Consider the following 12,995-nt stretch of genomic DNA (forward strand, 5'->3'; position numbering starts at 1 on the left):
CTCCGTTGAAGTAAAACAGACACAACATGCGCCCCCGGGAAAACGGGATGCACACCCTGCACAAAATTTGAAACCAGCTGTAAAAACCAGACCACACCACGGGGTGGCGGATCCAGTCAATTCAACCAATTCAATACAATAAATTGGTATCAACAAACTTGGCACACTATTGAGTTCTCAAACAACAGACACACCCGGCACCACCACAACCACAGGTCGCGGATCACTCCGGAGCAACTTCACTAACTTACCCGAACCCCCGGAGCTATGCAAATCAACGTTTCCGCGATCCACACGTCCAGAAGAGGATACCCACCCGAAATCAGCGCATAAAAAACAGCGCCATTTTCCAGGCCGTTTATCAGGGGGTCGGTCGCTATCTTTCCGCATCAGCGGCGGCGACTCGAATAACTTTACAGGCCCGGGGCTCCCGGCACAAATCCACCGGCGGGGCGGCTCCCAGGTGGCGGAACCCCCGGATTGGCGGGGATTACGGGCCCCACCGCCCTCCATCGGGCCACTTACGGGCCCGGGCGGGTTTTGTGTACCGCGTCACAGTCCGCAATGTTGCCGCCCTCGACCCTTGCGGCAACCCCGGACCCGAAGGGCCGGCGTCGTGATCATCTGGCCTGTTCTCTTGGCAGCACCGCACTGCTACCTTGGCGGGATGGAACGATCTCTGGTGAGGCCCAGGAAGAGCAAGATTATCGCGGGGGTCTGCGCGGCTCTGGCTGACCGCTTCGGTATCCCCGTGACGCTGATCCGCATCGGCTTCGTGCTCTTCGGCCTGTTCGGCGTCGGCGAGCTCGTCTACATCGCGCTGTGGATCATCATCCCCAAGGCCCCGTAGGGGAACCCCCAAAAGGCTGAACGGAAATAGCGACGCCAGCGGGCAACAGGCACGTCGTCCAGGAACGCCACATGGGACACATACTGCCGATACCGCTTCAGCGCGTCGTCGATCGCGATGTTGCCACAGTTCAGCCTGTCCTGCAGCCATTCCAGCCGGGCGCTGGTTGCTTCCGCTGCGCTGGCCCGGTCTGTAGGGGTCAGTTGGTCCGCTCGTCGACTGGTCCGCGGTGACGACGACGGTCTCGTCAACGACGTCTTCCCTGATCTGGTGCTGCGGTGTCACCGGAGTGTTGTGCCCCAGTGTTGTGCCCGGAGGAGCGCCGGGTGGGTGAGCAAGTCCGCCGTCGAGCCTGGCTTTGGCCTACGTCAGTTCGAGGGGAGTCTGTGGTCCGGCAGTTGCCAGAGCAGCGACCGATCCGCAGGGAATGAGAATGTCAGCGAACTGGTGAGCCGTTTGAGCGCGGCGAATTCCTCCGAACGGACGTAGCGCCGCGCATCTTCAGTTGATGAAAACATGCGTGCATAACTGGATCTGGGGGCAGCTGCGGCATGGCCCGGCGAGTCGAGTCCCACGACAGCGCCGAATCTGAGGATCAACGGCGGCGCCCCAGGGACATGGACCGAATCCCCGTAGCCGTTCCCGCCTGATGTCTGCGGCACGAGTCCGAAGGATCCCCTGGGTTCCTTCTCTGCTGTTAGCCCATACGAGAAGGCGGAGGCCAGGGCCGGATCCAGCAGCTCTGCGCCTGTGGTGACGTCAGCACGTTGTAGTTGCAGTCCGGGTTCCAGGGGGAGTGGACACGCTTGCGGGTCGGCGGACGGGCCGAGATAAAGCATGGCAACGGGCAAAGAGTTCTCATCAAACACGGTGGCGTGCAGTCCGGGATACCCGGCCGACGGCTCATGCCGGTGCACGCTCCAAGCGACCGGGAGCTGGATGCTTGCCTCGACGGAGCTGGAGGCATCGGCCCACGGCGTGACCAAGGCAGCGGTACGCCATTCCATCGAGGAGGCTGGGAAGCCGGCGACGGCCGGGGCGCTCCCCCCGGGGCGGCCTTCGCCGGCGTTGACGCCCTGTTGCTTCGATGCCGGCGTGAGTGCGGCAGCCATGCCCAACCCTCCTGCGGCCAACAGGGTGAACGCCAGGACGGCGTGCATGAGTTTCCTCCCAACGCCTCCCTGCCGGGATCGGGTCGTCGACAAGCCGGGTCCAAGCGCGTCGTACCCATCGGACGCCATGCTTGAACCGGCGTCGACGGGAAGCCACGGCGATTGGACGCGCGGCGCTGCATCAGAAATCTGTTGCTCAAGGGGTTTCATCGGTGCTGCCCGCCACGTCGTAGCCGAGCCGCTGGGCCCGCCGGCCCGCGTGCCTGTAGGCCCTGTCCAAGAGCGCGCCCGCGCGCGTCATGGAACAACCCAAGTAGTCAGCGAGTTCGCCCATGCTGAGTTGGTCCCAGTAGACGAGCCTCAGCGCTTCGCGCTCTTTGGGGCGGAGGGACGCGATGATCCCGGCCATGGATTCCTGCTGTGCCACCTCGCTGTCCTTCTCCCGGATGGCTGCGGCCGCCGGGCGTGACGACGCGGCGAGCAGCGCTCCAAACGGGACCTCGATTCCTTCCCGCGTTTGGCTCAGTGCCCAGCGGAACGCGTCCATGGCCAGTACCTGGGCATAGTCCGCATCCCCCGTTCGGCGAGCCAGGAACACGCTGAGTCTGTGGAAATCTGTTGGCGAGTGTAAATCTGTTGGAGAGTCAATCGCTTGGCTGGGCATGGCCCGCTCCCTATTCCGGTTGGATGATGCGCACGGACGACACCATCCGTTTGTACGTCTGCTACTCGTCCGTTTCCGTGAACGCCTTGGCTTCCTCGGGCGAGGCGCACGTCGGGGTTACGGACGTCCTGGCTGTCGCCCCGGCAGCCAGGCCGTTGAACTGGAAGTGCTCTGAAATAGCCAGCAGGGTGCCGAAACCGGTCGGGAGACGTCAGCCGCTACCGCATCCAGGCCCCCGGCAGGTACCACGAGCGGGACACCGAGTACGGTTCGCTGGGCAGGTTGCCAGCCTTCCAGGGCTCGCGGGACCGCACTTCCGGAGTGTGGCCCCGGCCATCCCTCAGGATGGCGAGGAGGGTGCTGGGAACGCCGACAAGGATGGTTCCAGCGAGCAGGACGGTCAGTACTTCCATTGTTGATTCACCTCAGGTGCTGAGTGGATTGGATGACTCCAGTGTGTCCAGCCGCCGTGTGAGCAACCGTGTGAATCCCCGCGGCCGAATACCCGCGACGCCGGAGAGCCCGCGGCGTAAAGTTATTCCTATGGCCGAGACGTGGATTCGGCTTCTCGGTCCGCCCAGGATCGAGTCCCCAGGCGCCACTCCAGCACAGCCCAAGGGCCGCAAAGCCTGGGCTGTGCTGGCCTACCTTGCCCTGCAGCCGGAGGGCATCAGCCGGACCCGGACCGCCGCACTGCTGTTCCCGGATGCCGCGGATCCGCTGGGCGCCCTGCGCTGGAACCTCTCCGAGCTGCGCCGGACCTTGGCCGGCGTTTCCATTTCCGGGGACCCGCTGCGGGTGGCCATGCTGCCGCCCTGGCGCTGCGATGCTCTGGAACTGGTCGGCTCCGCCAACGGCCACGACCTGGATCCGCGGCACTTCGACGGCCAGCTGCTGGAAGGGCTCACCTTTGCGGACAGCCCCGTCTTCGACGCCTGGCTGGCGGACCAGCGGTACCGGCTCGAGAACTGCGTCCAGTCGCTGCTGTACGAAGCGTCGCTGGCCGCCCTCGCCTCAGGGGGCGCCGCCGAGGCTGTCGAGCTGGCCACGCTGGCGCTGCGCCGGGATCCCTTCCATGCGGACTGCACCGCAGTTCTCGTGAAAGCACTCGTTGCCCTGGGCGAGCACCATCGGGCCCGGGCGGAGGTCACCAAATGCGCTGACCTGTACCACCGTGAACTCGGCCTCCCGCTGCCGGCGGAAGTGCGTCGGGCCTTGTCCGCCTCGGCTCCGGCCGCCGACCCCGGGATCCCCGCCACCGTCTCCACTGTCCGGTCTTACCTCGACGCCGGCAGCACCTCCCTCTCGGCGGGAGCCGTCGACCGGGGCCTGGAGCAACTGCGGCTCGCCGTCGTCCTGGCCCAGCGCACCGCCGCACCGCACCTGGTGGCCGAGTCCCTCGTGACACTGGCCGGGGCCCTGATCCACCAGGCCGGCGGCCGCGGTGCCGAGGTCGCCGATTTCCTGCACCGCGCGCTGTCGGCCGAAGCGCCCGACGGCGTCTCCCGGACCGCCGCCGCTGCCTTCCGCGAACTGGGCTACCTCTCCGTGCAGCGCGGCGTCCCGGACCGCGCGGCCGGCTGGCTGGACCGGGCGATGCAGTCGGCACGCGGGATCCCCGACGAGCAGGCCCGGATCCTCGCGATCCAGGGCATGCTGGCGTCAGACACCGCGCACTACGGGGACGCGGTGACGGCCTTCACCGACTCCGGACGGCTCGCGAAGGAAGTCCGGAACCGCCGGCAGCAGGCCTTCAGCGAGGCGCTGCTGGGGCGGGTCCATCTGCTCCGCGGGGAGCTGGAGCCGGCCGCCGCAGCCCTGGACCGGGCCCTGGACTGGATCGCGGAGGAACACTGGACCGCGTTCGAGCCGTTTGTCGCCGGCGTGCGGGGCGAAACGTACCTTGCCGCCGGCCAGCTGGAGGATGCCGCCGCCTTGATTGACCGGTCCTGGGTGATGGCAGACCTGGCCGGCGACCACTGCTACATGGCACTGGCGGCCGGTGCCGAGGCCCGGCTGTACCTGACGCACGGCGACCTGGCAGCCGCCGAGCACTGGATCGACCGGGGCCTGGAACCCACTCCCTGGTACCTCTGGTACACGGCCCGGCTGCTGGACGCCGCGGCGGAAGTCACCATCGCCACGGGCTCGCCGCGGGCATCAAAATTTGTGGACCGGCTGGCGGCGCTGGCCAGCCGCAGCGGCATGCGCGAGTTCGTGGTCCGGGCGCAGTCACACCGGGCGGTGCTCGGGGACCAGGCTGCCGCCCAGTCCGTGCCCTGGCTGGCAAGGGAGATCGACAATCCCGCGCTGACCGCGTTCCTGGCCCGGCGCCACGGCGTTCCCGCGTGAGCTAACGGGAGTTGGGCAGGTCCTGAGCCGATTCCGGAAGCCCTGTCCCGCCGTCGTCCGCGGGACTAACATTCAGCTGTGCCGAAAGGATTACCCCGGCGCCCGCCGTTGTGTGAAAGGACAGCTGTCATGGAATGCATTACGTGGTTCGCGCCAATTTTGCCCGGCAAACTGGAGGAGTGGAAAGAACTCAATGCGGAGGTGACCGGTCCGCGGGGGGAGGAACACGACCGCTCGAGGAAGCGCATGGGCATTACCCGGGAAGTCGCCAGCCTGATGCAGACCCCGGAGGGGGATTTCGTCTGCCTGTTCCATGAGGGCGAGGATCTGGCCAAGGCCTTCCAGATGCTGGCGGCGTCGGACGATCCCTACGATGTCTGGTTCCGCGAGAATCTGGCGAGACTGCACGGTCTGTCAGCGGAAATGTTGAAGGGCCCCATCCCGGCCACGCTGTTTTCCGACTACCGCGCCGCCGGATAAGCGCCGGCCCGCCCGCGATGCTGGCAACGTGGGACGAAGCACGCTTGGGTTAAACAAAAGCAGGGCCCGTCAAAGACGGACCCTGCTCGAAACCTGTAAGGTTCCGGACTCAGAAGAGTTAGCTGGAAGCTAAGTCTTAGAGAGCCTGGATGTTTACGGCCTGGGGACCCTTGGGGCCCTGCTCGGTTTCGAAGGAGACCTTCTGGTTCTCTTCGAGTGAGCGGAAGCCGGAAGAGGCGATCGCGGAGTAGTGTGCGAAGACGTCCTGTGAGGAGTCATCGGGGGAAATGAAGCCGAAGCCCTTTTCAGCGTTAAACCATTTGACGGTACCAGTAGCCATTATTTTTTGTCCTTCGTGAAGGTGGAGGAAAAGTCCCGACTTTCGGGTCCTCCGGTGTGGGGTGCTCAAAACCGCTGCTTCAGAAGAACAAGGTCTTTCAACCTTGCGTACTGCCTGAACTACGAACTGCATAAACACAACAACAGGATCAACAATACAGGAGATTTCCGGAGAAGATTACCACCGCGGTTTCCACGGCTCCCCCGGCACCTCACTTGCGCCCCTCCGCCGGGACGTTCGCGGATCTAGAATGGCGACATGACACCGCAGGAGTTGGCCAACCTGGCGCACCTGCGCCGGGCCCGGGACCTGATCGACCGCGACTACGCCCGGCCGCTCGATGTGCCCACCATGGCCGCCGGCGCGCTGATGTCCGCGGCGCACTTCTCCCGCCAGTTCAAGGCGGCGTACGGTGAGTCGCCCTACAACTATCTGATGACCCGGCGGATCGAACGCGCCATGGCGCTGCTGCGGGCCGGTGTCAGCGTGACGGACGCGTGCATGGAGGTCGGCTGCACCTCGCTGGGATCGTTCAGCTCGCGGTTCACCGAAATCGTCGGTATCACGCCCAGCGAATACCGGGCCCGGGAGCATCACGCGGTACAGGCGATGCCGCCGTGCATTGCCCGGCTGCGCACCCGGCCCGCGCGCAGGCCGAGCAGGATTGAAGAAGCGCCCCCGCGAGCGCAGTAATAGCGTGGAGACATGAACATTTCACTGCAGTACTCACACATCACCGTCAACGACCTGGACGAGTCGCTCGCGTTCTACCGCGACGTGCTCGGCCTCGAAGTGCGCAACGACGTCGGCTCGGACGGGCAGCGTTGGGTCACCCTCGGCAGCGCGGCGCAACCGGATCTGGAGCTCGTGCTGTCCGTCCCGCACGCCGGCCGCTCGACGGACGACGGCGACGCCCTCCAGCAGCTGCTCGTCAAGGGTGTCCTGCCGAACATCGTGTTCCGCACGGACGATCTCGACGCTACGTTCGAGAAAGTCCGCGCGGCCGGCGCGGAGGTCCTCCAGGAACCCATCGCCCAGCCGTGGGGCCCGCGTGACTGCGCTTTCCGCGACCCGTCCGGCAACATGGTCCGGTTCAACCAGGCCGCCTAGCCTCCGCGGAGCCGCCGGCTGACGAAGCCGCGCACCCCGGCCTGCCTCGCCGGACGCACTGCTCCACGGCGGGGTTGTCCATCAGCACCACGATCGCCGGTCCTCGGCGCGGGCTGCATTAGGCTGGCCGGCATGGGGAATCGTATTGGGGGTACGCCGCGCAGCGCAGCGACGGCGGCAACGGCAGCGGCGGCAGGAATCGGCTGGCTCGTCAGCGGGGCATTGTTCACGGCACTGAGCTGGTTCAGCGCCTTTCCGGTCTCGCTCACCAGGCTGGTGGTCCCGGAAACAGTTGCCGCTTCCAGCTGGCATGCGGCGGCGCCGTGGCCGATGCTCATTCCCGTCCTCTCCGTTTTGACGCTGCTGGGCATGCTGCTGATCCTGCTGCGCTTGCTGGTTTCCCGCCCGTCGGACCAGTCCGACAACCGGACGGCCATGATGAGCGTATGGCTGTGCGTGGTGCTCGCGTCTTTCTTCACCAGCGTGCTCTGGTCCGCCGGGAGCATCTCGGCGCAGTGGCCGCCACCGCGCATGGCGATGTTGCTCGACAGCGGCGGCCCGGCCATGCTGACCGCCGGCTACTGGGGCGTTGTGTGGGGCTGGATTCCTGCCGTGGTCTGGATCCGTGCGGCCCGCAGCAGGACGGCCGACGAGGGTGACAACGGCGGCCCGGACGGCGGCCCGGATGGCCTGCAGGCTCCACGGAGAATCGGCCCGGGCCGACGACGGCCCCAGGGGCGGCTCGGGGCCCTCCTCGCTGCGACTGCCATCTGCGCCGCACTGCTGGTGGCCGCGGCGCCGCTGTCCGGAGCGGCAACCCGCGCCGCCGCCAATGCCGCCCAGGTCCGGCCCGCGCCCTCGCCGTCGCCCGCCCGGCCGCCCGTTGTGTACGGCTCGCCAACCGTGGGCCCCGCGCAACAAACTCCGGATCCGAGCTGGTGCCGCAGCGGGCAGGTGGCGATTTCCCTCGGCGAATCGGACGCCGCCACCGGCCACCGCGGCATGCCCATCCGGCTGGTCAATTCCGGCACGGTTCCCTGCGTGCTCAATGGCTATCCCGACGTCGCCTTCGACGACACCGACGGCTGGGCCATGGACGTCCTGACGGTCCGCGGCGGCTCTTTCATGACTACAGACCCTGGCCCCCGCGCTATCACCGTTGCTCCGGGTGCCGCAGCCCAGGCGGCCCTGGGCTGGAACGCCATGGCCGGCGCCGGAGATACCAGGGTGGGCGCGATCCTCGTCGCGCCCTTTTCCGGCGCCGACCGGACCCGTCTGCCGGCCGACCTGGACATGGTAAGCGGCGGGTATGTGGCCGTGACCGGCTGGAGCCTGGTCCAGCCGACGGGTTAGTTGATGATTTGGCCGCGCTCGTCCGCACGGAGCGCTGCCAGGCGTTCTTTCCATGCCTGTAGCGCCTCGGGCGTCTGTCGTTCCCAATCGGTGACTTCGCCTAAGACCCTGAGCGGGGCACTGCTGCGATATGACCGGGTGGGGTTGCCGGGGAATTTCTTGTCGGTCACGTTCGGGTCGTCCTCGAATGCCCCGGTCGGCTCGACGGCGTAGACGCGCGGGGCTCCGTCACCCGGCGCGAGTTCCGCAGCGAGTCCGGCACCGTTCGGAAGGGCAGTGAAGTAGATGTGGTTCATCACGACTTCGGGACGGTAGTTCGACCTGAAGCCCGCCCTGAGGAGATCCCCGTCCCGGAGGCTGGCTTTCGTGCCGTGAAAGAAGGGACCCTCGTCCAGCGGTTGGCTCACAGCTACAGCCTAGCGAAAACAGGTGGCAAGGAAGAAGGTGGCCGAGGCCGGAGCGGGGCTTACTGAGGGCTCCCTGGCGGGAGACTGTCAGGACCGGGCTGCGGTCGGGACTTGCCGTGGGCCTTCACCCGCGGCGGCCGGAGCCTGCACCGGCCATGGCCCGGACAGCCGGCCTGTCCGGGTTGTCATGGGCGGCTGCAGAGCCCGGGGCGGACTGGGTGGACACGTTGTCCGTGGCGCCAGTGTTGTCCGGTGCCTCGCGGCGTGTCCGGCGCCCCACGGCGCGGCCCATGGCCATCGACAGCCGGTGCGAAGGCTGTTCCACAAACCGGAAGAACAGCTCGGCGATCACGAGCGAGGCGGCCACGGAAACGGCGAGCGCCAGCGGAAGTGAGACGGACCGCAGCAGGGTGACGCCGGCCAGGATGATCGGAAGGTGCACCAGGTAGAGGCTGAACGACACGCGCCCCAGCCACTGCGCCGCGGCCGTGTCCCCGAGCCGCTTGGCCGAGCCGCAGGAGATGAACAGCAGGACGATCAGCGTCGCGCCCACCGTCACAACGGCCTCGACACCGGGGATCGGCTGTTCAGGGCTGATCCATTCCGCATTGGCCAGGAAGATGCCAGCGGCGGCTACGAAGAGCCAGACCAGCCGGGGCCAGGACCGGGTCAGCTTCCCGATCCGCTCACGCTCGGCGCCAAGGACGGCCCCGATGGCGAAAATCGGCAGATAGGACAGCCAGTCCAGGCGCAGCAGGGCTCCCGCAAGTGCCAGCAAAAGGGCGAGGGCGATCTTCAGGTGCCAGAGGCGCCTGGCCCGGAGGGCGATGAGGACGTAGACCGGGAGCAGGAGGGAGAACAGGACCTCCCATTTGAGGGACCAGAGCGGGGTGTTGATGGTGCTTGCATTCAGCAGGAGCAGGCCGTCCTTGAGGACCTGGCCCACACTGGGGTCGATCACATACATGTCCGCCCACGGGCTCTGCAACGGCGACGCCGACCGGGGAACGATGGCCATCAGCGCCACAGCCACCGCCAGGGACGCCCAGGCCGGCAGGTACAGGCGGAAAAACCGCTTGGCGTAGTACTGGGCCCAGCTTCTGGCCGCGCCCGGACGGGTGAACGGCAGAACCAGGACGAAGCCGGACAGCACAAAAAAGACGTGAACAGCCGGAGTGCCATTCCAGAGCACGTGCAGCGGAGAAAACACAGCCCAAGTCCCCGCCGTCGTGAGCCCCGCGGAACGGTCGCCACTCACAGCGCTCCCGATACCCGGGAGCGTGGACACGACGTGACAGGCAACAACAACCAGGGCAGCAAGGCCCCTGAGGCCATCCAGCTGCGTCACTCTGGTTTGATCAGAATTTGAGCGCATCCACCTTATGTTACCAGTTCGTTACATTGCCGCTGGCTTCCGACAGCTCTTCAGCCGGTTCCCGCCGGCTACGGAAGGGCCTCGAAACGGATGGCGGCGATGCCGTCCTCCCACGTGGGTAGCGTCTCAAAGGCGCCCTTCCGGCTAGCTCGGAACGGTGCCGTAGATGAGCTGGTGGTCCTTTTCGTACAAGCGCCGGCCAACCAGGCCGTAGAGCGCCCGGACCGGCGCCGGAACGCTTGCCTTCATCCACACTGTCCGCTCGTCGGGCGTGAGGGGGTCCACGGCGTAGCCCAGCTGGATCAGCAGCCGGTTCTTCGGCGCGCTGGCCATGGCGTGCCTGCCAAAGGCGTCCCACTCGTGCTGGCTCATCGTCGCGGAGGCAACGGGGAGGATTGTCCGCTCTTCCTGGCCCATGTGCGGGTTGAGGACGTCATTCGGCTCGTCGAGAAGCTGTGCCGTCCGGTCGCGGGCGGCCGAGCCGGCACTGTCGCGCCAGGCCTGCAGTTCGCCGCCCAGTTGCTGCGCCACGGCAGCCGCTGCCCGGTGTTCGGCCTTCATCTGCTCCACGTGAAGGGCGCATGCGGGCGACCTCGACTCCAGCGTGGTGAACAGCCGCTCGTCCTCCGTGGCGTGATGGTTGTGCAGTATGTCGGTGAACTCCGCAATGTGCGTTCCCACCACGTCGGCGCGTTCCGTGTCGCCCGGCCGCACCTCGCGGACGAGCCGCGGGGCTTCGCCAAACTGTCGCCACAGCATCCCGTGCATCACCACCATGCCCACGGTGTCGCAGCCGCGGCCGGAGCCGGCTCCTTGTGGTTCCTGGCTGGCTTGGGGTGCGGACATGCTGGCCTCCTACACAGTGTGATGGCGGTAATTTACGCCGCCGCGGAACGCCCGTCTACATTTTCCAGACGTTTGCAGGAGGCAGTCCGCTGGGACTGGGCGCTGGAGGGACTGCACCCGCTTGAAACGCCCGACGTCGGCCCCCTCCGGAGTGACATCTGCTGGCGCGCCTTCCCGGTGGTTGCTACGATTGCTACGGAGGCAGCCATGACAACCATTCCGCACCGCGAACTGCGGAACCAGAGCAGCAAAATCCTGGAGCGTGTGAAAAACGGCGAAACCATCGACGTCACGAACAACGGCGAGATAGCGGCCACACTGATCCCTCCGTCTTCGTCCCCGTTCGAGCGGCTGCTGCTGGCAGGGCAGGTCCGGCCGGCAGCCAGCGTCGTGGACTTTCAGTCGTTGCCACGTGTCAGTCAGTCCTCCGGCACAGCCGAGATCCTGGCCGACCTCCGCGGTGACCGTTGATCATCTACCTGGACACCTCCGCTGTCCTGAAGCTCGTGGTGGAGGAACAGGAATCATCCGCCGCCGCCCGGTACCTCGCAGAAGCTGCGGCCCGTGGTGACAAGCTGGTGGCGTCCATGCTGCTGTATACGGAACTGCATTGCGCCGGGCACCGGCGCGGTTTCCCGGCCGCGCTGGTGAATTCCGTGCTCGGCGGGATCAACCTCGTGGATCTGGCGCGCTCGGACCTGATGTACGCGGCTGCCCTGCCCGGGGGTTTGCGGAGCGCTGATGCCATCCATCTAGCGGCCGCCATCCGGCTGCAGTCCGACGTCCTGGTGGCCTACGGCGCCGAACTGCTGGCGGCAGCGGTGGACGCCGGGCTCAACACGGCGTCCCCGGGCAGCCCGACGTAGACGCGCCCAGAGCCCATTCCGGATCGGGCCACGCCCGGGGGTTCCGTCGTCAGCTCGGGCGCAGCGGCCAGGGTCTCCACCCGCCGGAAACATCCCGCAGCCGGATTTCGGCGTCGTGGAGTCGGGCGGCGCTGGCGGGAGGGGGTTCGCCCTGGCCGCTTTCGGAGCCGGAACCGTCAAACGCGGCGAGGGCGTATTCGCTCCACCGGTTGCGGCTCACCGGGTAGCGTTCGCTGTATCCGCCGGCCGCGACCGAGAGCACCAGCAGCTCCAGCCGGTCCGCTGTTGTTTCCACGGTTTCGTCGCAGGCATCGCAGCCGCAGACCGGAAACGGGAAGTCATGCAGCACCCCGGCGTGCACCATCACGCCCGGGTACCGGGTCAGCACAATTGTCAGGGCAGCGGCCCCGGGATCCCGCGGGGTGATTTTGACCGCCTGCAGCATTTCCGGGCCCTGCATCAGCAGCTCCCCGGCATGGACCGGATCGTCCTGGACGTCGACGTCGTACACGGCCGTGAGATAGTCGATCAGGGCGCGGGCGACGGCGTGGAGCCCGGCGAAGCGCTCGGGGTGGCTGTCCACGCTGTAGGACTCCGGGTCGGGGCCGGCCTCGCCCCACTGCCGGCCGTAGGGAATGGGCTCCCCGTCGCGGTTGTAGTAGGTCTCAGACGGCAGGTCGGGCCGGACGTACCGGGGCTGCCCGGCGGACCGGAATACCGGAAGAGGCGGCCTTGCCGGGGGCTCGTCCGGCTCTTCCTGCGCCCAGTCCGAGAGCACGGCAATCAGGCAGCGCACCGCGTCGTCGTCCGCGCTGCGCAGAGCTTCGAGCAGGCGGTTGACCTCGAACGCCTTCTCCCGGTTTCCCACCGTGGGCGGGGCCCCTTCGTAGGCAGTCCACTTCGCGTCCGGCCGCAGCCGGGCGATGGTGTTCCCGGCGAAGACCGCCGCCGCCGCACTGAGGGTGCTGTCCTCCGCGAGCCGGGAGCCGACCGTGCGCAGGAACCAGATGAGTTGCTCCGGGTCCGCGGCCAGTCCGCCGGCCCGCACGCCCTGCGCCGCGCAGAATTCAGCGAACGGCGCATAGCCTTCCAGATGCCGGACCACCGCGGGGCCGGACCCTTCCCGGTACAGTGCGGTGCGGCGCGGAATGGGTTCCGGCATTCCGGTGGGCTGCCCTTCGAAGATGTCCTCTGGTGTCCCCATGACCGCGATCCTAGTCCGCCGCCGGAACCAGACCCG

The 12,995-nt window shown here is 67.0% G+C and carries 16 protein-coding genes; 8 read left to right on the top strand and 8 right to left on the bottom strand.

The features are described from left to right. Positions 1-667 precede the first annotated feature (667 nt). Complete coding sequence (locus AC50YM_RS09715) at positions 668-850, top strand: PspC domain-containing protein (protein WP_494956740.1); 183 nt, start codon at positions 668-670, stop codon at positions 848-850. Between the two features lie 368 nt (positions 851-1,218). Here AC50YM_RS09715 and AC50YM_RS09720 read toward each other — a convergent pair whose 3' ends face one another. The 3 genes from AC50YM_RS09720 to AC50YM_RS09730 all read right to left on the bottom strand — a co-directional run bounded on the left by AC50YM_RS09720 (position 1,219) and on the right by AC50YM_RS09730 (position 3,039). Then, entirely contained in the window at positions 1,219-2,010 is a 792-nt protein-coding gene (locus AC50YM_RS09720; protein WP_494956741.1) for a hypothetical protein, read from the bottom strand. A gap of 148 nt (positions 2,011-2,158) precedes the next feature. Next, entirely contained in the window at positions 2,159-2,509 is a 351-nt protein-coding gene (locus AC50YM_RS09725) for a sigma factor-like helix-turn-helix DNA-binding protein (protein WP_494956742.1), read from the bottom strand. 335 nt (positions 2,510-2,844) lie between these two features. After that, on the bottom strand, positions 2,845-3,039 hold the full coding sequence (locus AC50YM_RS09730) for a hypothetical protein (protein ID WP_494889527.1): 195 nt from the start codon (positions 3,037-3,039) through the stop codon (positions 2,845-2,847). A gap of 130 nt (positions 3,040-3,169) precedes the next feature. Here AC50YM_RS09730 and AC50YM_RS09735 point away from each other — a divergent pair, with 130 nt between their 5' ends. Together AC50YM_RS09735 and AC50YM_RS09740 are read left to right on the top strand one after the other, a co-directional pair. After that, the gene (locus tag AC50YM_RS09735; protein ID WP_494956743.1) at positions 3,170-4,978 is read left to right on the top strand and encodes an AfsR/SARP family transcriptional regulator; all 1,809 of its coding nucleotides are present in this window, start codon (positions 3,170-3,172) and stop codon (positions 4,976-4,978) included. Positions 4,979-5,107: 129 nt separating this feature from the next. Further along, entirely contained in the window at positions 5,108-5,458 is a 351-nt protein-coding gene (locus tag AC50YM_RS09740; RefSeq protein ID WP_494956744.1) for a DUF6176 family protein, read from the top strand. Between the two features lie 136 nt (positions 5,459-5,594). Here AC50YM_RS09740 and AC50YM_RS09745 read toward each other — a convergent pair whose 3' ends face one another. Further along, positions 5,595-5,798: a cold-shock protein gene (locus tag AC50YM_RS09745; protein ID WP_024365339.1), complete on the bottom strand. Its 204-nt coding sequence runs from the start codon at positions 5,796-5,798 to the stop codon at positions 5,595-5,597. A 258-nt stretch (positions 5,799-6,056) separates the two neighbouring features. Between AC50YM_RS09745 and AC50YM_RS09750 the strand changes: the two genes are divergently transcribed. The 3 genes from AC50YM_RS09750 to AC50YM_RS09760 all read left to right on the top strand — a co-directional run bounded on the left by AC50YM_RS09750 (position 6,057) and on the right by AC50YM_RS09760 (position 8,261). Continuing rightward, positions 6,057-6,491, top strand: coding sequence for a helix-turn-helix transcriptional regulator (locus AC50YM_RS09750; protein WP_494956745.1), 435 nt, complete (start codon positions 6,057-6,059; stop codon positions 6,489-6,491). Between the two features lie 12 nt (positions 6,492-6,503). Further along, entirely contained in the window at positions 6,504-6,908 is a 405-nt protein-coding gene (locus AC50YM_RS09755; protein ID WP_494956746.1) for a VOC family protein, read from the top strand. A gap of 132 nt (positions 6,909-7,040) precedes the next feature. Next, complete coding sequence (locus AC50YM_RS09760; RefSeq protein WP_494956747.1) at positions 7,041-8,261, top strand: DUF4232 domain-containing protein; 1,221 nt, start codon at positions 7,041-7,043, stop codon at positions 8,259-8,261. On the opposite strand, the gene arr is transcribed toward AC50YM_RS09760, so the two are convergent. The 3 genes from arr to AC50YM_RS09775 all read right to left on the bottom strand — a co-directional run bounded on the left by arr (position 8,258) and on the right by AC50YM_RS09775 (position 10,889). Beyond that, entirely contained in the window at positions 8,258-8,668 is a 411-nt protein-coding gene (gene arr / locus AC50YM_RS09765; RefSeq protein WP_494956748.1) for an NAD(+)--rifampin ADP-ribosyltransferase, read from the bottom strand. The two genes, AC50YM_RS09760 and arr, sit on opposite strands and share 4 nt — an antisense overlap. 124 nt (positions 8,669-8,792) lie before the next feature. Then, complete coding sequence (locus AC50YM_RS09770) at positions 8,793-10,043, bottom strand: acyltransferase family protein (RefSeq protein ID WP_494956749.1); 1,251 nt, start codon at positions 10,041-10,043, stop codon at positions 8,793-8,795. Between the two features lie 144 nt (positions 10,044-10,187). Next, entirely contained in the window at positions 10,188-10,889 is a 702-nt protein-coding gene (locus AC50YM_RS09775; protein ID WP_494956750.1) for a hemerythrin domain-containing protein, read from the bottom strand. A 207-nt stretch (positions 10,890-11,096) separates the two neighbouring features. Here AC50YM_RS09775 and AC50YM_RS09780 point away from each other — a divergent pair, with 207 nt between their 5' ends. Both AC50YM_RS09780 and AC50YM_RS09785 read left to right on the top strand, forming a co-directional pair. Further along, a complete protein-coding gene (locus AC50YM_RS09780) occupies positions 11,097-11,360 on the top strand; it encodes a type II toxin-antitoxin system Phd/YefM family antitoxin (protein WP_494956751.1) in 264 nt (87 codons plus the stop codon). Further along, positions 11,357-11,755 (top strand): type II toxin-antitoxin system VapC family toxin, encoded by a 399-nt coding sequence (locus AC50YM_RS09785; RefSeq protein ID WP_494956752.1) that lies wholly within the window; start codon positions 11,357-11,359, stop codon positions 11,753-11,755. The genes AC50YM_RS09780 and AC50YM_RS09785 overlap by 4 nt, the downstream gene beginning before the upstream one ends. Positions 11,756-11,804: 49 nt before the next feature. On the opposite strand, the gene AC50YM_RS09790 is transcribed toward AC50YM_RS09785, so the two are convergent. Continuing rightward, entirely contained in the window at positions 11,805-12,959 is a 1,155-nt protein-coding gene (locus AC50YM_RS09790; protein ID WP_494956753.1) for a DUF6226 family protein, read from the bottom strand. Between the last annotated feature and the right edge of the window lie 36 nt (positions 12,960-12,995).

It is taken from the genome of Pseudarthrobacter sp. RHLT1-30-1 (assembly GCF_059383415.1).

Bases quoted from the DNA above. Each gene is read 5' to 3' on its own strand.
- AC50YM_RS09715 (WP_494956740.1), top strand. From the start codon at position 668: ATGGAACGATCTCTGGTGAGGCCCAGGAAGAGCAAGATTATCGCGGGG.
- AC50YM_RS09720 (WP_494956741.1), bottom strand. From the start codon at position 2,010: ATGCACGCCGTCCTGGCGTTCACCCTGTTGGCCGCAGGAGGGTTGGGC.
- AC50YM_RS09725 (WP_494956742.1), bottom strand. From the start codon at position 2,509: ATGGACGCGTTCCGCTGGGCACTGAGCCAAACGCGGGAAGGAATCGAG.
- AC50YM_RS09730 (WP_494889527.1), bottom strand. From the start codon at position 3,039: ATGGAAGTACTGACCGTCCTGCTCGCTGGAACCATCCTTGTCGGCGTT.
- AC50YM_RS09735 (WP_494956743.1), top strand. From the start codon at position 3,170: ATGGCCGAGACGTGGATTCGGCTTCTCGGTCCGCCCAGGATCGAGTCC.
- AC50YM_RS09740 (WP_494956744.1), top strand. From the start codon at position 5,108: ATGGAATGCATTACGTGGTTCGCGCCAATTTTGCCCGGCAAACTGGAG.
- AC50YM_RS09745 (WP_024365339.1), bottom strand. From the start codon at position 5,798: ATGGCTACTGGTACCGTCAAATGGTTTAACGCTGAAAAGGGCTTCGGC.
- AC50YM_RS09750 (WP_494956745.1), top strand. From the start codon at position 6,057: ATGACACCGCAGGAGTTGGCCAACCTGGCGCACCTGCGCCGGGCCCGG.
- AC50YM_RS09755 (WP_494956746.1), top strand. From the start codon at position 6,504: ATGAACATTTCACTGCAGTACTCACACATCACCGTCAACGACCTGGAC.
- AC50YM_RS09760 (WP_494956747.1), top strand. From the start codon at position 7,041: ATGGGGAATCGTATTGGGGGTACGCCGCGCAGCGCAGCGACGGCGGCA.
- AC50YM_RS09770 (WP_494956749.1), bottom strand. From the start codon at position 10,043: ATGCGCTCAAATTCTGATCAAACCAGAGTGACGCAGCTGGATGGCCTC.
- AC50YM_RS09775 (WP_494956750.1), bottom strand. From the start codon at position 10,889: ATGTCCGCACCCCAAGCCAGCCAGGAACCACAAGGAGCCGGCTCCGGC.
- AC50YM_RS09780 (WP_494956751.1), top strand. From the start codon at position 11,097: ATGACAACCATTCCGCACCGCGAACTGCGGAACCAGAGCAGCAAAATC.
- AC50YM_RS09790 (WP_494956753.1), bottom strand. From the start codon at position 12,959: ATGGGGACACCAGAGGACATCTTCGAAGGGCAGCCCACCGGAATGCCG.